Origin of the sequence: Oceanobacillus jeddahensis (genome assembly GCF_000750635.1) — a bacterium.
Lineage (GTDB): Bacteria > Bacillota > Bacilli > Bacillales > Amphibacillaceae > Oceanobacillus > Oceanobacillus jeddahense.
Genome location: NZ_CCDM010000004.1, coordinates 284,789 through 299,600, shown reverse-complemented (window position 1 = coordinate 299,600; position 14,812 = coordinate 284,789). Strand labels below are relative to the sequence as shown.

At 33.7% G+C, this 14,812-nt stretch carries 14 protein-coding genes; 10 read left to right on the top strand and 4 right to left on the bottom strand.

All coding sequences use genetic code 11. From position 1 onward, the window contains the following. The first annotated feature begins 133 nt into the window (after positions 1–133). Both BN986_RS18105 and BN986_RS18100 read left to right on the top strand, forming a co-directional pair. Positions 134–793 carry an ABC transporter ATP-binding protein gene (locus tag BN986_RS18105; protein ID WP_244445043.1) on the top strand — a complete coding sequence of 220 codons (660 nt, stop codon included), beginning with the start codon at positions 134–136 and terminating at the stop codon, positions 791–793. After that, positions 793–3,135 carry an ABC transporter permease gene (locus tag BN986_RS18100; RefSeq protein ID WP_040982732.1) on the top strand — a complete coding sequence of 781 codons (2,343 nt, stop codon included), beginning with the start codon at positions 793–795 and terminating at the stop codon, positions 3,133–3,135. Before BN986_RS18105 ends, BN986_RS18100 begins: the two co-directional genes overlap by 1 nt. A 297-nt stretch (positions 3,136–3,432) precedes the next feature. Here BN986_RS18100 and BN986_RS18095 read toward each other — a convergent pair whose 3' ends face one another. Then, positions 3,433–4,434, bottom strand: coding sequence for a hypothetical protein (locus BN986_RS18095; RefSeq protein WP_040982730.1), 1,002 nt, complete (start codon positions 4,432–4,434; stop codon positions 3,433–3,435). Positions 4,435–5,005: 571 nt separating this feature from the next. On the opposite strand from BN986_RS18095, the gene BN986_RS18090 reads away from it, so the two are divergent. Beyond that, a complete protein-coding gene (locus BN986_RS18090) occupies positions 5,006–5,854 on the top strand; it encodes an alpha/beta fold hydrolase (protein ID WP_040982729.1) in 849 nt (282 codons plus the stop codon). A 306-nt stretch (positions 5,855–6,160) separates the two neighbouring features. Further along, a complete protein-coding gene (locus BN986_RS18085; RefSeq protein WP_040982727.1) occupies positions 6,161–6,697 on the top strand; it encodes a CueP family metal-binding protein in 537 nt (178 codons plus the stop codon). Positions 6,698–7,324: 627 nt separating this feature from the next. Here BN986_RS18085 and BN986_RS18080 read toward each other — a convergent pair. Further along, on the bottom strand, positions 7,325–8,578 hold the full coding sequence (locus BN986_RS18080) for an aminopeptidase (RefSeq protein WP_040982725.1): 1,254 nt from the start codon (positions 8,576–8,578) through the stop codon (positions 7,325–7,327). A gap of 225 nt (positions 8,579–8,803) precedes the next feature. On the opposite strand from BN986_RS18080, the gene BN986_RS27140 reads away from it, so the two are divergent. The 5 genes from BN986_RS27140 to BN986_RS18060 are packed head-to-tail and all read left to right on the top strand — an operon-like array spanning position 8,804 to position 12,328. Beyond that, the gene (locus tag BN986_RS27140) at positions 8,804–9,022 is read left to right on the top strand and encodes a hypothetical protein (RefSeq protein WP_148417161.1); all 219 of its coding nucleotides are present in this window, start codon (positions 8,804–8,806) and stop codon (positions 9,020–9,022) included. A gap of 11 nt (positions 9,023–9,033) precedes the next feature. Further along, entirely contained in the window at positions 9,034–9,891 is an 858-nt protein-coding gene (locus tag BN986_RS18075; RefSeq protein ID WP_040982723.1) for an ABC transporter ATP-binding protein, read from the top strand. Beyond that, positions 9,884–10,615 carry an ABC transporter permease gene (locus BN986_RS18070; protein ID WP_040982722.1) on the top strand — a complete coding sequence of 244 codons (732 nt, stop codon included), beginning with the start codon at positions 9,884–9,886 and terminating at the stop codon, positions 10,613–10,615. The genes BN986_RS18075 and BN986_RS18070 overlap by 8 nt, the downstream gene beginning before the upstream one ends. 19 nt (positions 10,616–10,634) lie before the next feature. After that, positions 10,635–11,318: a response regulator transcription factor gene (locus tag BN986_RS18065; protein WP_052400898.1), complete on the top strand. Its 684-nt coding sequence runs from the start codon at positions 10,635–10,637 to the stop codon at positions 11,316–11,318. A gap of 5 nt (positions 11,319–11,323) precedes the next feature. Further along, complete coding sequence (locus BN986_RS18060; RefSeq protein WP_040982721.1) at positions 11,324–12,328, top strand: sensor histidine kinase; 1,005 nt, start codon at positions 11,324–11,326, stop codon at positions 12,326–12,328. A gap of 221 nt (positions 12,329–12,549) precedes the next feature. Here BN986_RS18060 and BN986_RS18055 read toward each other — a convergent pair whose 3' ends face one another. Both BN986_RS18055 and BN986_RS18050 read right to left on the bottom strand, forming a co-directional pair. Beyond that, positions 12,550–13,119, bottom strand: a complete 570-nt coding sequence (locus BN986_RS18055; protein ID WP_040982720.1) for a DUF6434 domain-containing protein — start codon at positions 13,117–13,119, stop codon at positions 12,550–12,552. Between the two features lie 71 nt (positions 13,120–13,190). After that, positions 13,191–14,090, bottom strand: coding sequence for a helix-turn-helix transcriptional regulator (locus BN986_RS18050; RefSeq protein ID WP_040982719.1), 900 nt, complete (start codon positions 14,088–14,090; stop codon positions 13,191–13,193). 231 nt (positions 14,091–14,321) lie between these two features. On the opposite strand from BN986_RS18050, the gene BN986_RS18045 reads away from it, so the two are divergent. Then, positions 14,322–14,705 carry a GyrI-like domain-containing protein gene (locus BN986_RS18045; protein WP_244445039.1) on the top strand — a complete coding sequence of 128 codons (384 nt, stop codon included), beginning with the start codon at positions 14,322–14,324 and terminating at the stop codon, positions 14,703–14,705. The last annotated feature ends 107 nt before the right edge of the window (positions 14,706–14,812 follow it).

Here is a 14,812-nt window from a genome sequence, read left to right as displayed (position 1 = left end):
CTTGAGCTGGGGGTAACCCACAGGTTTAAAATGAAGGCATTGGTACTCTTTTACTAATATCTTCATTTTTTAGGAGTGGGTTATGTTGAGAAAGAAATTAATAGAGTTTGAAAATGTAACGAAAGAATACAAAATGGGTGAGGTGAACATAAACGCCTTAGATGGTGTGGATTTTTCAATCCTTGAGGGAGAATTGGTTGTCATTCTGGGGGCAAGTGGTGCTGGTAAAAGTACTATTTTAAACATCCTGGGTGGAATGGACATCGCTACCTCAGGTAATGTGTTGATTAATGGAAATAACATTACTCAATATGATGAAAAAGAATTAACAGCATTTCGTGCAGAAGATGTAGGTTTTGTATTCCAATTCTATAATTTAATTCCTAACCTCACCGCGTTTGAAAATGTGGAATTTGCTTCTGAAGTGTGCGAAGACCATTTAGATGCACGTGAAATACTAAACAACGTTGGACTTGATGAACGTAAAGATAATTTTCCCTCACAGCTTTCCGGTGGGGAACAGCAAAGAGTCGCCATAGCCAGAGCCGTTGCAAAAAATCCTTTCCTTTTACTTTGCGATGAACCAACTGGTGCGCTGGACTATCAAACAAGTAAATCTGTATTGAAACTTTTACAAGATGTAAATAAAGAAACCCAAAAATGTATTGTCATCATTACACATAATGCAGCCATTGCCCCAATTGCTGATCGGGTTATAAAAGTGAAAAGTGGAAGAATAGAGGAAGTAACTACCAATGAAGTAACGCAAAGCATAGAGGGGATTGATTGGTAGTGAAGAAATTAAGTTTAAAATTACGAAGGGATATAAAAGAGTCTAAGGGGCAGTTTTTAGCAATCATGTTAGTTATTGCGGTGGGGGCGTTTTTTTACGCCGGGTTGATTACCATAAGCAGTGATCTTAACAACTATACCGAAAATTATTTTGAGGAACATAATTTAGCAGATTTCAATGTCCATTATAGTGAAATTACGGAAAGTGAAATATCTCCAATGAAAGCTATTGAGGGGATCAATCATTTGGAAGGCAGGTATACGTTTGATGCGAGTCAGTATGTTGATGGATATCGAGCGTCTTTGAAAGTACACAGCATTCCACAGGATAATCAGATCAACACCATTGCTGTAACAAGTGGCACCATTCCAACCAGTGCAGAAGATATTCTGCTGGATTCCCGCTATGGAGAAGCACATGATTATACGGTTGGTGATCGGATTACCATTGAAACAGATGAAGGAAGTTTTGATTTTGAAATTAGCGGTTTTGGAGAGAATGTGGAGCATGCATTTAATATTGAGGACCCATCTCTTGTTCTTCCAGATCATCATACGTATGGTGTAGCTTATATTCATGAAGATCGGATAGAAGAAATGGCAGGTGGATTTTATTATAATGAAGTAATGGTCGATGCTAAAGAAGGGTATGATACGAATCAAATCGGCAATGCCATTGAGGATTATTCAGAAGGGCTTCCTTACCTGTACCTGGTAAATAAAGAAAGAGCGGTCAGTTATTCTGCAATAAATGTAACGATTAATAACAACAGACTGATGAGTACAGTTGCTCCACTCATCTTGTTTATGGTAGCTGCTGTTATCATTTTTCTTAGTATGTCTAGACTCATCGACTCCCAAAGAAGTCAAATTGGAATGATGAAAGCTTTGGGAATGAAAGACAGTAAGATTTTACTGCATTATATGGGTTATCCCATTTTGGCAGGTGTCATCGGTTCGATTGCAGGTTGGTTAATAACGGCCTTTACACTTGTTAATGTGCTTCATTCCGTAATAGAACAAACCTACTCCTTGCCGAATTTTAATTTATCCGTCTCATTTTATACAATTTTTCCATCAATTATTGTTTCGGTTGTTTTCGGGATCATTGCCTGCTATCTAAGTGGAAGAAGTATATTAAAAGAACGAACAGCGCAGGCATTAAGGCCAAAACCTCCAAGGAAAATGAAGAAGATTTTAGTGGAAAGAATTCCTGGACTATGGAAAAGATTGTCCTATGGAAATAAATTGATTCTGCGAAATATCTTTCTGAACAAAAAGAAAGCCTTCGCTAGTTCTATTGGCGTCATTGTTTGTGTCATTCTATTAATGACAGCTTTTGGTTTTGAGAGTTCCATGCAAACAATTGCTTCCCAGGTTAATAAGGTTTATCAATACGATATTAAAGTGGATTATAAAGAAGAAATATCTCCTGAAACGGTAAACTTGCCGCCAAATGTTGATAATTATTTTGTATCGGATACTATTCCGGTCGAGTTTGCAGGCTTCACGAATGAGAATAATGCATCCTTGATTATAACGGAAAAAGAAAATAATTTAATTCAATTCTTCGATGATCAGCATAACAAGATTGCATTAGAGGATACAGGCGTTATGGTGCCAAAGTCTTTTGCTGATATATATGACATATCAGAAGGAGACACGATAACAATGAAGTTAATTGGTCCTGAATATCAAGGACAAGAAATCGATATGAACGTAGCCAACATATCGACACAGTATACAAATCCGTCTTTTTATACTACACCGAAGTATCTCAGCAGTTTTGGTGTTGATTACAATCCATCTTCCTTATTGGTTCGAATGAATGATGGTGCAGATATAGACGGTGTTCAAAATGATTTTGAACAGGATCCTGCTGTTGACAGGGTTTCTGATAAGCGAGATATGGAACAATCCATTGATAATATGATGGAACAAAATAATCCAGTGTTTATTATATTCATTCTTTGTGCGGTTGTATTATCTTTTGGAGCGATGTACACCATCTCCTCCATTAACATTTACGAGCGAACACGTGAACTTGCTACATTGAAAGTGTTGGGGTATCAAAAGAATAAGATCAACCGAATTATTTTTGTTGAAAATATTATTTTGACGTTGCTTGCAGTCCTTATTGCTTTACCAATTAGTGGTCTTGCGTATAGTTTCGTTGTTCAAGCATTATCCAGTTCGAATCAACAGATTCCTGAAAACCTAAATTTAATTACAATCGGGATTACAATCTTACTGACATTTGTATTAACTGTCCTATCTAACCTGCTGCTCAAAAGAAAGATGAAGAAAATTGATATGATTGAATCACTGAAGAGCATGGAGTAGGATTATTTAAACTTTTGTGGGGAAGAAACTCCCTTTTGAATGAGATTCTATGTCAAATAGTTCTTAGAAGTTGTCGTATCATGGCTATAAGAAGTAATGCCTCAGCTTAGTTATGGTTTTGTAATTATTACCATTATACAAGATTGAAGCTACTTCTATTATATGTTTCAAAACGCTTGGCGGATAGGAGATTGGAATTATTAAATTCATCTAACTTGCAAATAAAAAAGGGGCTCCAAAATTAATTTTTGGAACCTCTTAAAATTTAAAACTTCTAAGCATTTTCAAGTTAATAGCCTAATTAATTAAATTCAACATACTTTCATTCCACTTTAATATTTCAGCCAAATAATCAGGTTGTTCTGCCATAGTTTCAGCAACTCGTCCATTTTCCCATGCAAAAGTTTCAAGCATTGATTTTGTTCCTGCAATTCGCTCTTCCATTTGCTGTTCGTTTAATTTAAATTCGTTTCTGATCGCTTCACTATACTTTTCTTTATTCATTTGGAGTTGATCCAGGAATTTTGCTGATTCTGCAGGAGCTCCTTTTCCATTAATAAACTGCTCTAAATCGTCTTCCTCCATATAGTTCTTGGCGAGTGTATAAAAGCTGACCTCATTATTATTTGAAATTGGGCTGCTATATTTTTTGAACGGTTCGATGCCACTATTATCAATAGCAACATATCCCTTTTCTCGCAACACATCGTTTTCATAATATCTATTTATCTCATCCATGAAGGATTTAGCTTCTTGTTCGTCATCAAAATAATGTTCAGTAATGTATTCTGCTTGTTTTAGTGCCATTTCCCGATACGCAGCACGTTCTTCAGCACTTTTATCAGGCATTGAAATGGAGCTGCGAATAGCTGAACCCAATTCAGCAGCATAAATAGATGCGTTGACAACTTTACCTTCCAATGCCCCTTTAATGGTATGCTGGCGAGTGTTTTCTGGAAAATCATATTGGACAGCTTTTAGGTTAAATTCATCCTCTAATCGATTGTAGGATTGCTCTTTTTCTAATTGATCAAGTCGTCTTTGTTCGATCGCTTCAGCACTGTTATATTCTTCATAGAATTTTTTGAATTGCATTCCCAGGATATCATCTTGATTTGTTTTATTTAGCTTTAGCGATTGAATATATTTATTTTGAGATTGATCACTTATTGTTACAGTTGCTGCGGGGGTGTTAGACTTGTTGTTATCTGGAATATTTTTATCGGTAACGGTCTTGATAGAATTGTTGATTGGTTGTTGAACATGAGTAATTTTAAGCAAGTTATTCACCCTTTCCATCGTATATATTCTCTCTATTTTATATCGGATTTTAAATAAATTTCTTTAATTCTGAAAATAATGGTTTTGACGTGGTTGTGACTTATAAGCGAACAGGATTCAATTACATTAAATGATGTTAATATAGAATTGAATAGTATTTAAAATGAAGATTTTAGAAAAGTAATCTGCTTAAAAAACCACGTGAACTATTTGAAGTATTTTGAAGGAGGGATGTGTGAAATTTATAATTTTTATTTCGTTTTCAATATAAGTTGGTTTAGCTGCATTCTTGTCTTATTATTCAGCTAAACTTATATTGTATAGCATCAACTGAGGAGGATTATGGTGAAAAAAGAAAGATTATACTTTTTAGGATACTTCTTAATATTCCCTGTCATTTTTATTATTAGTTTTTTCTTATGGAGATTTATTATCCAAAGTAATAGTATATGGGACGTATTAACAGATTTTTTATCTATTCTGGGCATATATTATTTAATTATAAGTATTTGTTTTAGTGTTTTTGTATATAGAAAACAATAAGTGACTTTTATGAAACTACTGCGATGTATGATACGGGAGGCTATCTATGTATTTTAAAACAAGTGATGGGTTAAGAATCTATTATGAAGTAAGCGGTACTGGTAAAATCCCTTGCCTTTACCTACATGGTGGACCAGGTTATTGGAGTAAATCTTTTCAACACTTTATGAGCGGACCTCTTAAAGATAAATTGCAAATGATTTATCTTGATCAGCGTGGCTGCGGAAGATCGGAGCATAGTGAGGAAGAATCATATTCTTTAAATCGATTAATAAACGATATAGAAGAGCTGAGAAACCATTTAGAAATTGAAGAATGGCTGATCATGGGACATTCTTTTGGGGGGATACCTGCAGTAAATTATGCAGTACAGTTTCCAAATAGAGTAACCGGGATAATTTTGGCTAATGCTACCCTGAATATGTTTGCTTCATTTACACAACAAATGCAAGTAGGGTCTGAAATATTAGGGTTAGAGTGGACAGATATAAATACAGACAGTTTGCCAGAATTTATGGAGGCATACTACGGTATTTTATCAAAATTAATAGAGCAAGAGGCCTACTTTAAATTGCAATTTGTTGATATAGATAAAAAGAAAGAGATGGATGCGATCGATAGGGAAGGTTTAGACAGTGACCCGGCCTTTCAGAGATTCGTATTTTCATCTGCTGAATATTTTCAGGATTTTACACTTTTGTCTAAGGAGATTGATAAACCTGTATTGGTTATTTCAGGAAAAGATGATTATGCTGTTGGACCAGCACATTATCAGTCTTTTAAATTCAGGGAAATGGATGTGCAAATGTTAAAAAGTGGCCATCATCCGTATGTTGAAAATTCTGCAGCGTTTCAAAAGGTAATCGTGGACTTTGCAGAAAATAGGATGAAATAAGAATAAGGAAGGTAAAGCTATTGGTAATTTAACTGGGCTATAAAAATAAAATGTTTCATACTTTCTGAACATGGTGACATCTTTTTGAGGGAATGAATATCGTTATCAATAATAAAACGGATGAGATTGTGAAAAAGTCTATCTTTAAAATCAATTTCGTCCACTGTTTGAGCTTTTTTGTTCATTAAAGTTTCTCCATTTCTTATAAAGTTAACTATATTGTGTCAGTTATCATGAGAATATAGGAAATGCTGCCGCAGTTCAGTATAATACAAGACAAGAAATCCTATTTGGAGTGTGAATTTCATGAAGAAAAAAATAAGTCTTGTCTTGTTCGGATTGCTGGTTTTATTAGTAGCCTGCAATGAAGAGGATAAAAACCAGAAAGAAAATGTACTAAATGAAACGGACGATATGAAAGAATTAGTCCACTATTATAGTACGGCGAATATCAATGAAGAAAATGCATCCATTACTTCTGAACAGCTAATTGTTACAGACGATGAAGGTAATGAAGAAGCGGTTTATGATTTACCAGAAGATGAATTTTTTGTTTCGATTGCTCCGTTTGAACAGCAGACACACCCTTGTGAAATTCATAGTTTAACAGGGTGTCAGGGAGAAATGGTTCAGGAAACGTTCGATGTCTATATTGAAACTGCAGAAGGAGACGTTGTTATAGATGAACCTATGCAGACAGAGGAAAACGGCTTTATTGACCTATGGCTTCCTAGAAATGAAACATATACGGTTGAAATTAAACAGGATGGAAAAGAAGTGACATCAGAAATCAGCACATTTGAGGATGATTTTACTTGTATTACAACGATGCAATTAAGTTAGTTGAGGAAATCTTTCATATACAGGCTATTGGAAAATTCCCGTAGCCTGCATTTTTCCTGGGACGGGCATGTAACTTTCTTAGAAGATTTCTAAAACGATATGTGATTTAAATACGACAGTATATCTTTTTTTGTTTCTAGATTCTTGGAGCTATTATAGCTAAAGGATTAGAAAATGATAACCAACAGGTACAAGTTATAGCAGGAGTTTGACATCTACGAATAAATTTATTAATGAAATCTATGCTAAACAAGTAAAGGATTGGTTAAAGATGACAAAAGTAGGGCTACACCTGGAAAGATTCTAAAATACCTATTAAGAACTGGATGAGGAGAGTTCTTATTAAAATGGACTAGTAGCATGTATTCCAATTCATCGGAATACATGCTAAGTGAGTTATTCAACAATATGGTGATTAGCCATTCTCCTACTAGAACTTATATAACAACATTTACTAATATCCAGCCTATTATCCAACATATATCTCAGTTCGAAAAATAGAGTATATCATCTTCTTAAGTTGTTCTTCGATATTAAGTTAATGTCATTGCTGCTATAAAGGTTTAATTTTAAAAGAACTAAGTATAAGCCATCATCAGTTTCTTCTGTTTTTAAGGGGCAATCAAATTAAAATTGAAACTCCCCAACCTCCATAAGCAGCACGTCATTACCATTTTCTTTCATACCCACAACTTTCATATCCTCGGTACCAAAAGTCACATTGACTAACAGAAGTGACGTATTATGGCCTGCTTCTTGCAACGCTTCCTCCGACAGACTGCTGCCATTTTGAAGGGTAGAATGAGAAGCGTTCCCGATTCCAATATGGCAGGCCGTATTTTCATCAAACAAAGTGTTGTAAAAGAGTGTATCTGCCTGAGCAAGAGGAGAATTGTTAGATACTAAGGCAATTTCACCTAGATAACTGGCACCTTCATCGGTTTCGATAAGATTTTGCAATGCTTCTTGCCCCGTGGCAGCATAATAGTCCGTAATTCGCCCATCTTTAAAGGTTAAATAAAAATCATCGATGATACTACCTCCATAGATAAGCAGTTTTGTGGCTACTAGTTTTCCATTTACTTTATATTTATGAGGAGCGGAAAATATTTCTTCCGTGGGAATGTTCGGAAAGAATGGTATCCCCATTTTATCTTTAACACCTCCACCGAGATAGAGATGATTTTCAGGCATGCCTACGAATAAATCTGTTCCACGGCTATTTGTAAAATGCAGGGCTTTAAACTGACTATTGTTTAGAAACTTTTTCCGTGACTCGAAGGCACTGTCATGATTTTCCCAGTCTTTTATCGGATTTTTTCCATCTGCCCGGGCTCCTTGTAAGATGAATTGCCATAATGCTTGTAGTGCTTCTTCTTTCCTTAGGTGGGGAAATACTTTGGTTGCCCATACAACATTTGGGACAACCAGTAAACACCAGCGTACCTCGTAAGATCTGGTTTTTGCATAATGAGCCTTCAACTTGGTACGATAAGCCTTTTGAAAACGGCTTATTCGTTCTGGAGCAACCTCTTTAAAAAAATCTGGTTTTTCAGAAATAATATGGATGTGAGCCGCCCCCGCATCGTCCCACTCCTTAAAACGGACATTCTCCCAGTCGGGATAGTGATCAATAGCTTCATCTGCCGCATGTAAATAAAATTCTTTGGTAGACTGTTCATCTGTCCAATCCATAACTACATTGGAAGCTCCCGCATCATAGGCTGCTGTTTGGATTAGACGTGCAAACGTAACATATTCTATATCGCTATGTATAACCACTAATTGGTTCTTTTGTACATTTACTCCCATCCGTACAGCAAGCTCTGCATACTTTTTTAATTGTTCTTCACTAACAAACTTATCATTCTCTTTAATCATCACATACTGCTCCTAACTTTTTATTCCATTATACTATTTCCAGTTAGGAAAGCGGAAATTTTGAATGGTGGATGGAAAGAAAAATATAATATGAAGCTATCCATGTCTATAACAATGAAGGAAAAATTACGATCGAGTGCAAAATAGTATTTCTTATAAGTGCGAAGGTTACAAAATTGTCACAAATGAAATGGATATTAAAAAATTAATATTATTTTAATAATCATGTATTACAGTATAAACAACAATATCAATCAAGGAGTTGGAAGTATGGAAAAAGTGCTTATCATGTTGGCAATTGTTTCATTTCTGCTATCTGTTTCATTATTTATAGTAGAAATTTTTAAAAACGGATTTAAAGGAAGTAATTTCAAGCCAGCTATATTATTATTTGTTGTTTATATCTTTAGTGTAATTTCATTTTTAATTGTCTACAACCATTGAGGAGGAAAAAGATGATTACGTTAAAAAATATTAGTTTCAAAGTGGGTAAAAGTAATATCTTAGCCGGCATCCATATGGAATTAAAAAGAGGTAAAGTATATGGCCTATTAGGTCCTAACGGAGCAGGAAAAACCACGTTATTCAAAGTTTTATTAAATACAATAGAATACAAGGGAGAAGTCAGCAAAGAGGATAACCATGTGCCAATTGGTAAGTTAATCGAATATCCTGCCTCTTACCCAAATTTAACGTGTGCAGAAAACCTGAAGCTGCATGCCTCGTACGCAGATATAGCGTACAGCGATTCCATCGTAAATCATTTATTAAGCGTAGTCGGCTTACCTGATGCGAAACATAAAAAATTTAGAGCATTATCTATGGGAATGAAGCAGCGGTTAGGTGTAGCAAAAGCGCTGATGGGAAATCCAAAATTGTTACTGTTGGATGAGCCTACTAATGGGTTAGACCCGATGGGCATGAAGGATATGCGAAATCTCATCGACCAGAACTTAAAAAGCAAACAAAGAACCATTGTAATTTCCAGCCATAATTTAAATGAAGTTTCGTTGGTTACGGATACTTTCTTATTTATGCGAGACGGTAAAAAAATCTTAGAAATGGATAATTCCGAAGATATCTATTTCTTTGGCAATGTCCAACAAATGCCTGATAACCTAAATATTAAAAAAGATATTACTTTATTGAAAGATAATAAAAAAGAGACATACTTCATTATAAGCGAAAGCCATTTCAATAAGCTGAAGGCTATGAATGATTTTGTATTTCGTGATGTAGAAAAACTAACATTGGAAAACTTATATATTAAGTTGATGTCTTCAGATTTGATGGAGATGAAAAGCTATGTTTAAGTTAATGAAAAATGAATGGATTAAACTGAAGAGTGAAAAGGTAATCTTAGTCATTGTCATACTCAGCCTGATTCCCTTACTAATGAATTTCGCCAATTTTGCTATAAATAATAAAGATATTAGCTTAGAAAGCGGCTTTTACTTCACTTATTACAATCAATATTTTATGATGCTGCCGATTATTTCCAGCGTATTAATCTCTTTTACCTTTTATATGGAATTTAAGAATAAAATGTATTTAGATTGGATAACGTATCCTATTCCACGTTTTCAATTGCTTTTTTCAAAACTGTTTATCTCTACAATCATTATGTCAGCTATTTGTTTGATGCAATTAATTGTTTTGTCTGTTTTTTATTTTATTGTAGATGGGAACATAGCGAATATTCTTCGCTTAACAGCATCTTATATCATTCTTCATGTAATAGTGGTTACAACCATTACATTCGTGTTTGCTGCTATTATCCAATTAACAAAAAATATCGTAGCAAGTATATCGATTGGGATAGGTGTTTCTTTATTATCAATGATTCTAATGGCTGCACCTTTTTCCTTTTTGATTCCTACAGCATTTGGGTATAGACTCGGACTATTAGTTATTGATAATGGATACTATTATGAAGGAGGGTTAGCTGCAACTATTACAGGTATAGGTCTGCTAATTCTCATAAACGCTACGATGCTAACGATCAATCTGAGGTTAATTTATAAAAAGAAATTGTAAAGAGAGAAGGAACGAGTTTATGGAAGATACACTTAAAAGATTAAACATCTTTGTGCTTGAAGATGATCCAGATATATCACATTTTTTAAACCTATTCTTGAGTGATTTTTTTAATAAGGTAACGGTGAAAACAGATAATCGATTTAATTATTCCGATTTTGATAATATCGATATTTTTTTGTTGGACATTGAGATCCCATTTGATAGTGGGTATGAGGTTTGTAAACGGATTAAAACGATTTATCCTAACAAGCCTGTTGTTTTTCTTACGGCGCATAGCCAGCTTGATGATAAAATTAAAGGATTAGAATTAGGTGATGATTTTATCCCTAAACCCTTTGAACCTTTAGAGCTTATTGCAAGACTAAAAAATCTATTGAAGGACAGGTATGGAGATTTTGTTTATTTAGATGAGCTCATAGTTGATAAACGGGCACATGTCATTTTAGACAGTGTAACAAGAACGAAAATACCATTAAGTGAGACCGAAAATAAGATATTCTTTTATTTGTACGATAACATGAATATTCGTTTATCAAGGGAGCAAATCATTAATCATGTCTGGGGAGTAGAAGGTCATCGCGGTCAAACAAATTCCTTAAATGTGTATATAAATAGTTTGCGAAATAAAGTAGATATAGAAGGCAAGTTGATTCAAACGATTTATGGTTATGGATATAAATTATCAGATTTAAAGGAATGATAGTATTGAAAAAAAAGATTTATTTATTTACACTTATCTCTGTTTTGTTCTTTCCGGTTGCCTTTATTATTTCGAACTATATTGTGTTAGGAGCCCATTTGTTACATGATTATATTAATGGAACGGATACTCCTTTTATAGCATATGAAAATTATGTATATGTATTTTCTATTTTTTTTATTTTGATTTTATTATACGTGTTCTTTCTATCAAAAATTATTATAAATATTTCATCTGAAATAAGGCTGCTTTCAGACCTTATCAGGGTTATAGGGAAAAACCAAAATTACCCGGAGCCAGTCGAACTTCAAGTATTAAAAAATAATGAAATGAAACATTTAGGTGAGTCAGTAAATATATTAATTGACGAATTAAAATATAATCAAGCTAAATACAAGGAATCAGAAGAAATGAGAAAAAGATATTTAGATCAACTTTCACATGATATCAAAACGCCCTTATCTATCATAAAGATTAATTTATATTACCTCCAAACGAATCAAAATGTCGATAAGGCAATTGAAGAAATTAATAAAAATACAGATATCATATCGACATTAAGCGAACGAATTTATCATAAAAATTACTTGAATGCGAATTCTATCATTACTCATATGTCGGCAATTAATGTAAATGACTGTATAACTGAGATTATAAAAAAATGGAACAATGCTTTAAGCCATAACAAAATACATTGTACAAGTGATATAGAAGCAAATATTGTTTGGGAGTTGGATAGCGTATGGTTTGAAAGACTATTTGATAATATTTTACAAAATGTTTTATATCATTCCCAGGCTAGCCATTTAACCATAGAGGGGATCAAAGAAAATGATCAAGAACAGTTGATTATAACGGATGATGGTGTAGGATTCGATTTGGAAACTCAACTTCAGCAATCCAATCAAAAAGGGCTAAATATTATTAATGAGGTTCCTAAGCTGCTGGATCTCCACATTGTAATAGAGAGTAATGCGTCTGGTACAAAAATTACTTTAAGTAAAAGATAGAGAAAGAACTGGCAAGAGAGGGTCAAATGGGATGTAGCTCACAGTGTTTAGATCTGGAAAGGATTCTCGCAGTTACAATTTTTATGCAAATAGAATAGCAAAACCAGATTCTATGTAATTGATGAGAGGGAAGATTGGCCATTAGGAAGCGTTTAGACCCAATTTGCCCATACGATTATCCTATTTGAGCTGCTTGCTGAATCCTAACCTCTTTTTTGATTTCACAAAATATGCAAGTCTGTTTTTTCATACTTATTATGACCAGGAATAGACTTTTTGTACTTCCAGCAGGTGATGGCAGCTTTTAAAGATTGGTCCTTATTATCCTGAAAAAAATCTCGAATGTAAGTATTATATTCAAATTGCTTATCTATTTTCGTCTTGTTTTTCTTTTTATCCTCTAAAATCTGATAATATGCTGTAATGGAATCTTGATATGTCTTCCCTGTATTCTGTTTCAGCCATTGTTGGAATTTGACATTGAAAGAAAAAGAGTTACCTATATTTTCTCTATAGAAAGTTCTATGTGCTTCCGTACATACAAAATTAGCTTCAATGTTACTTTCAAGATCAATTTTATCAATGTTGTTACGTTGTTTTGACGATCTTTTCATTCTGAGCTTTTCGCCAGTTTCAAGGTAATGCGCGATTCGATTGGTTAATTCTTCTTTCGAACCTGTTGATTGCATATTTTCCTGTTTACAAAATGTTATAAGCTCTTCTTTTAAGTAATAGTAGTTACGGAAAGTATTGACATCTAAATGTTTACCTATTGCCGCCTGTTTTTTCATGCTTTTCCTCCTAATTATAAATCATATTATAATCAGGGTATCACACTAATCCTGACAACGTATGTCAAGCTTTATAAATCACTATTGTATGCATACATAGCTCTAACTTCTTCCAAAAAGCGGGAATGGATGCTTGCCGGTGATAGAATCTTGATAAATGTACCAAAGGATAATAAATATCTAATTAACCATTCTTCATTTGGCATATCAATGGAAACCAGGAGAGTCCCGTTATTTTGTCGTGTTATATGGTTTCGATTAAATTCATCAAAGACTCTATATGCGATTTTTTCAGAAAAAAGTAAATCGAGATGAACATACTCTGCATAGCTTTTCTTATCTAAAACAGGACCATCCAAAGGTTCAAATTGGTTGTCCGTAATGGTAATTTCATACATTCTGGTTAGCTTGAATATCCTGAAATCTTTTTTATCTACGCAAAAAGCTTGAAGATACCAAGCATTTGATTTATATAGCAATTTGACAGGGTTTACTACTCTGTGACTTTCTTCTCCTTTAGAGTTAGCATATTCAAAATGTATTTGCACGCTACGCCAAATTGCCGTTTTAATTAACTCAAATGTATCATGAACGTTATTGTATTCTCCCCATTGAGAAAAATCAATATCTATCCACTGATGCAGGTGCGTTTGAAACAAGGCTTTTAATTTCAATATAGTATCATGATTTGAACCGTTTTTCGTAACTTCTAAATTTTGTAATGCCATTAATATATTTTGCTGTTCTTCCGGGGATAATAGAGCTTTATTTAAGACAAAGTTGTCTACAAGATATACTCCGCCATTTCTTCCTGTAGATGTATATATCGGTATTCCAGCACTGCTTATGACATCGATATCTCTATATATGGTTCTAAGAGAAACCTCGAATTTTTCAGCTAATTCCGAAGCGGTAGCTTTTTCTTTATTCAAAAGATAATACATAATTTTAAATAAACGACTTTCTTTCAAAATGAACACTCCCTATATTTAGATGGAATTATATCACATAATTAATGACACAGGTTCTGTACGAATCTATCTTGATTAAAAATAGACAGGTAAGATAGATTTTTAAACACTGACATAGGTTGTCAGTATTAGTTTGGTACTATATTCAGTGAGGATGAAAGAAAACTCCACTAGAGGAAGTTTCATATTATAATTAAAAAGAAGAAGGTTGGGATTTTGATGGAATTAAAAATGATTGAAAAAATTAGGACAAATAACTTCCGTGATGAGCATGTAATGCAAAAGATTACGGAGATGTGGAAAAAGGCGTCAACTGTATTATCTAACAAGAATGACAATGTATATGGTTTGTATCATGAATATGAATCTGATTATAAAGGAGATTATACATTATGTGTTGCTATTGAAAGTAAAGATGAATCTTCCATAGTTATTCCAAATGATACAAAATATGAAATTTTTAAAGTCGATCCTAACGAAGAACAAGGGGTTTTCAATACATGGAATGAAATATGGACAAAAGAAGAAAGCGGTCAATTAAATAGGGCATATACGTTTGATTTTGAAAAATATTACCCGGATGGAGATGTTGCGATTTTTATTGCTGTTATTTAAAAATAGTATACGATGGTAAAATAAGCAGGTAATCTTTAATAATCATGAAAATTACTAGTATGTTGATTTGAAAAAATATACATAACCGTATTCAAATCGAAAATACA

Coding starts and splice junctions, on each gene's coding strand:
- BN986_RS18075 (WP_040982723.1), top strand. CDS start 9,034: ATGATTACGTTAAAAAATATTAGTTTCAAAGTGGGTAAAAGTAATATC.
- BN986_RS18090 (WP_040982729.1), top strand. CDS start 5,006: ATGTATTTTAAAACAAGTGATGGGTTAAGAATCTATTATGAAGTAAGC.
- BN986_RS27140 (WP_148417161.1), top strand. CDS start 8,804: ATGTATTACAGTATAAACAACAATATCAATCAAGGAGTTGGAAGTATG.
- BN986_RS18095 (WP_040982730.1), bottom strand. CDS start 4,434: ATGGAAAGGGTGAATAACTTGCTTAAAATTACTCATGTTCAACAACCA.
- BN986_RS18055 (WP_040982720.1), bottom strand. CDS start 13,119: ATGAAAAAACAGGCGGCAATAGGTAAACATTTAGATGTCAATACTTTC.
- BN986_RS18085 (WP_040982727.1), top strand. CDS start 6,161: ATGAAGAAAAAAATAAGTCTTGTCTTGTTCGGATTGCTGGTTTTATTA.
- BN986_RS18065 (WP_052400898.1), top strand. CDS start 10,635: ATGGAAGATACACTTAAAAGATTAAACATCTTTGTGCTTGAAGATGAT.
- BN986_RS18045 (WP_244445039.1), top strand. CDS start 14,322: ATGATTGAAAAAATTAGGACAAATAACTTCCGTGATGAGCATGTAATG.
- BN986_RS18105 (WP_244445043.1), top strand. CDS start 134: ATGGGTGAGGTGAACATAAACGCCTTAGATGGTGTGGATTTTTCAATC.
- BN986_RS18080 (WP_040982725.1), bottom strand. CDS start 8,578: ATGATTAAAGAGAATGATAAGTTTGTTAGTGAAGAACAATTAAAAAAG.
- BN986_RS18070 (WP_040982722.1), top strand. CDS start 9,884: ATGTTTAAGTTAATGAAAAATGAATGGATTAAACTGAAGAGTGAAAAG.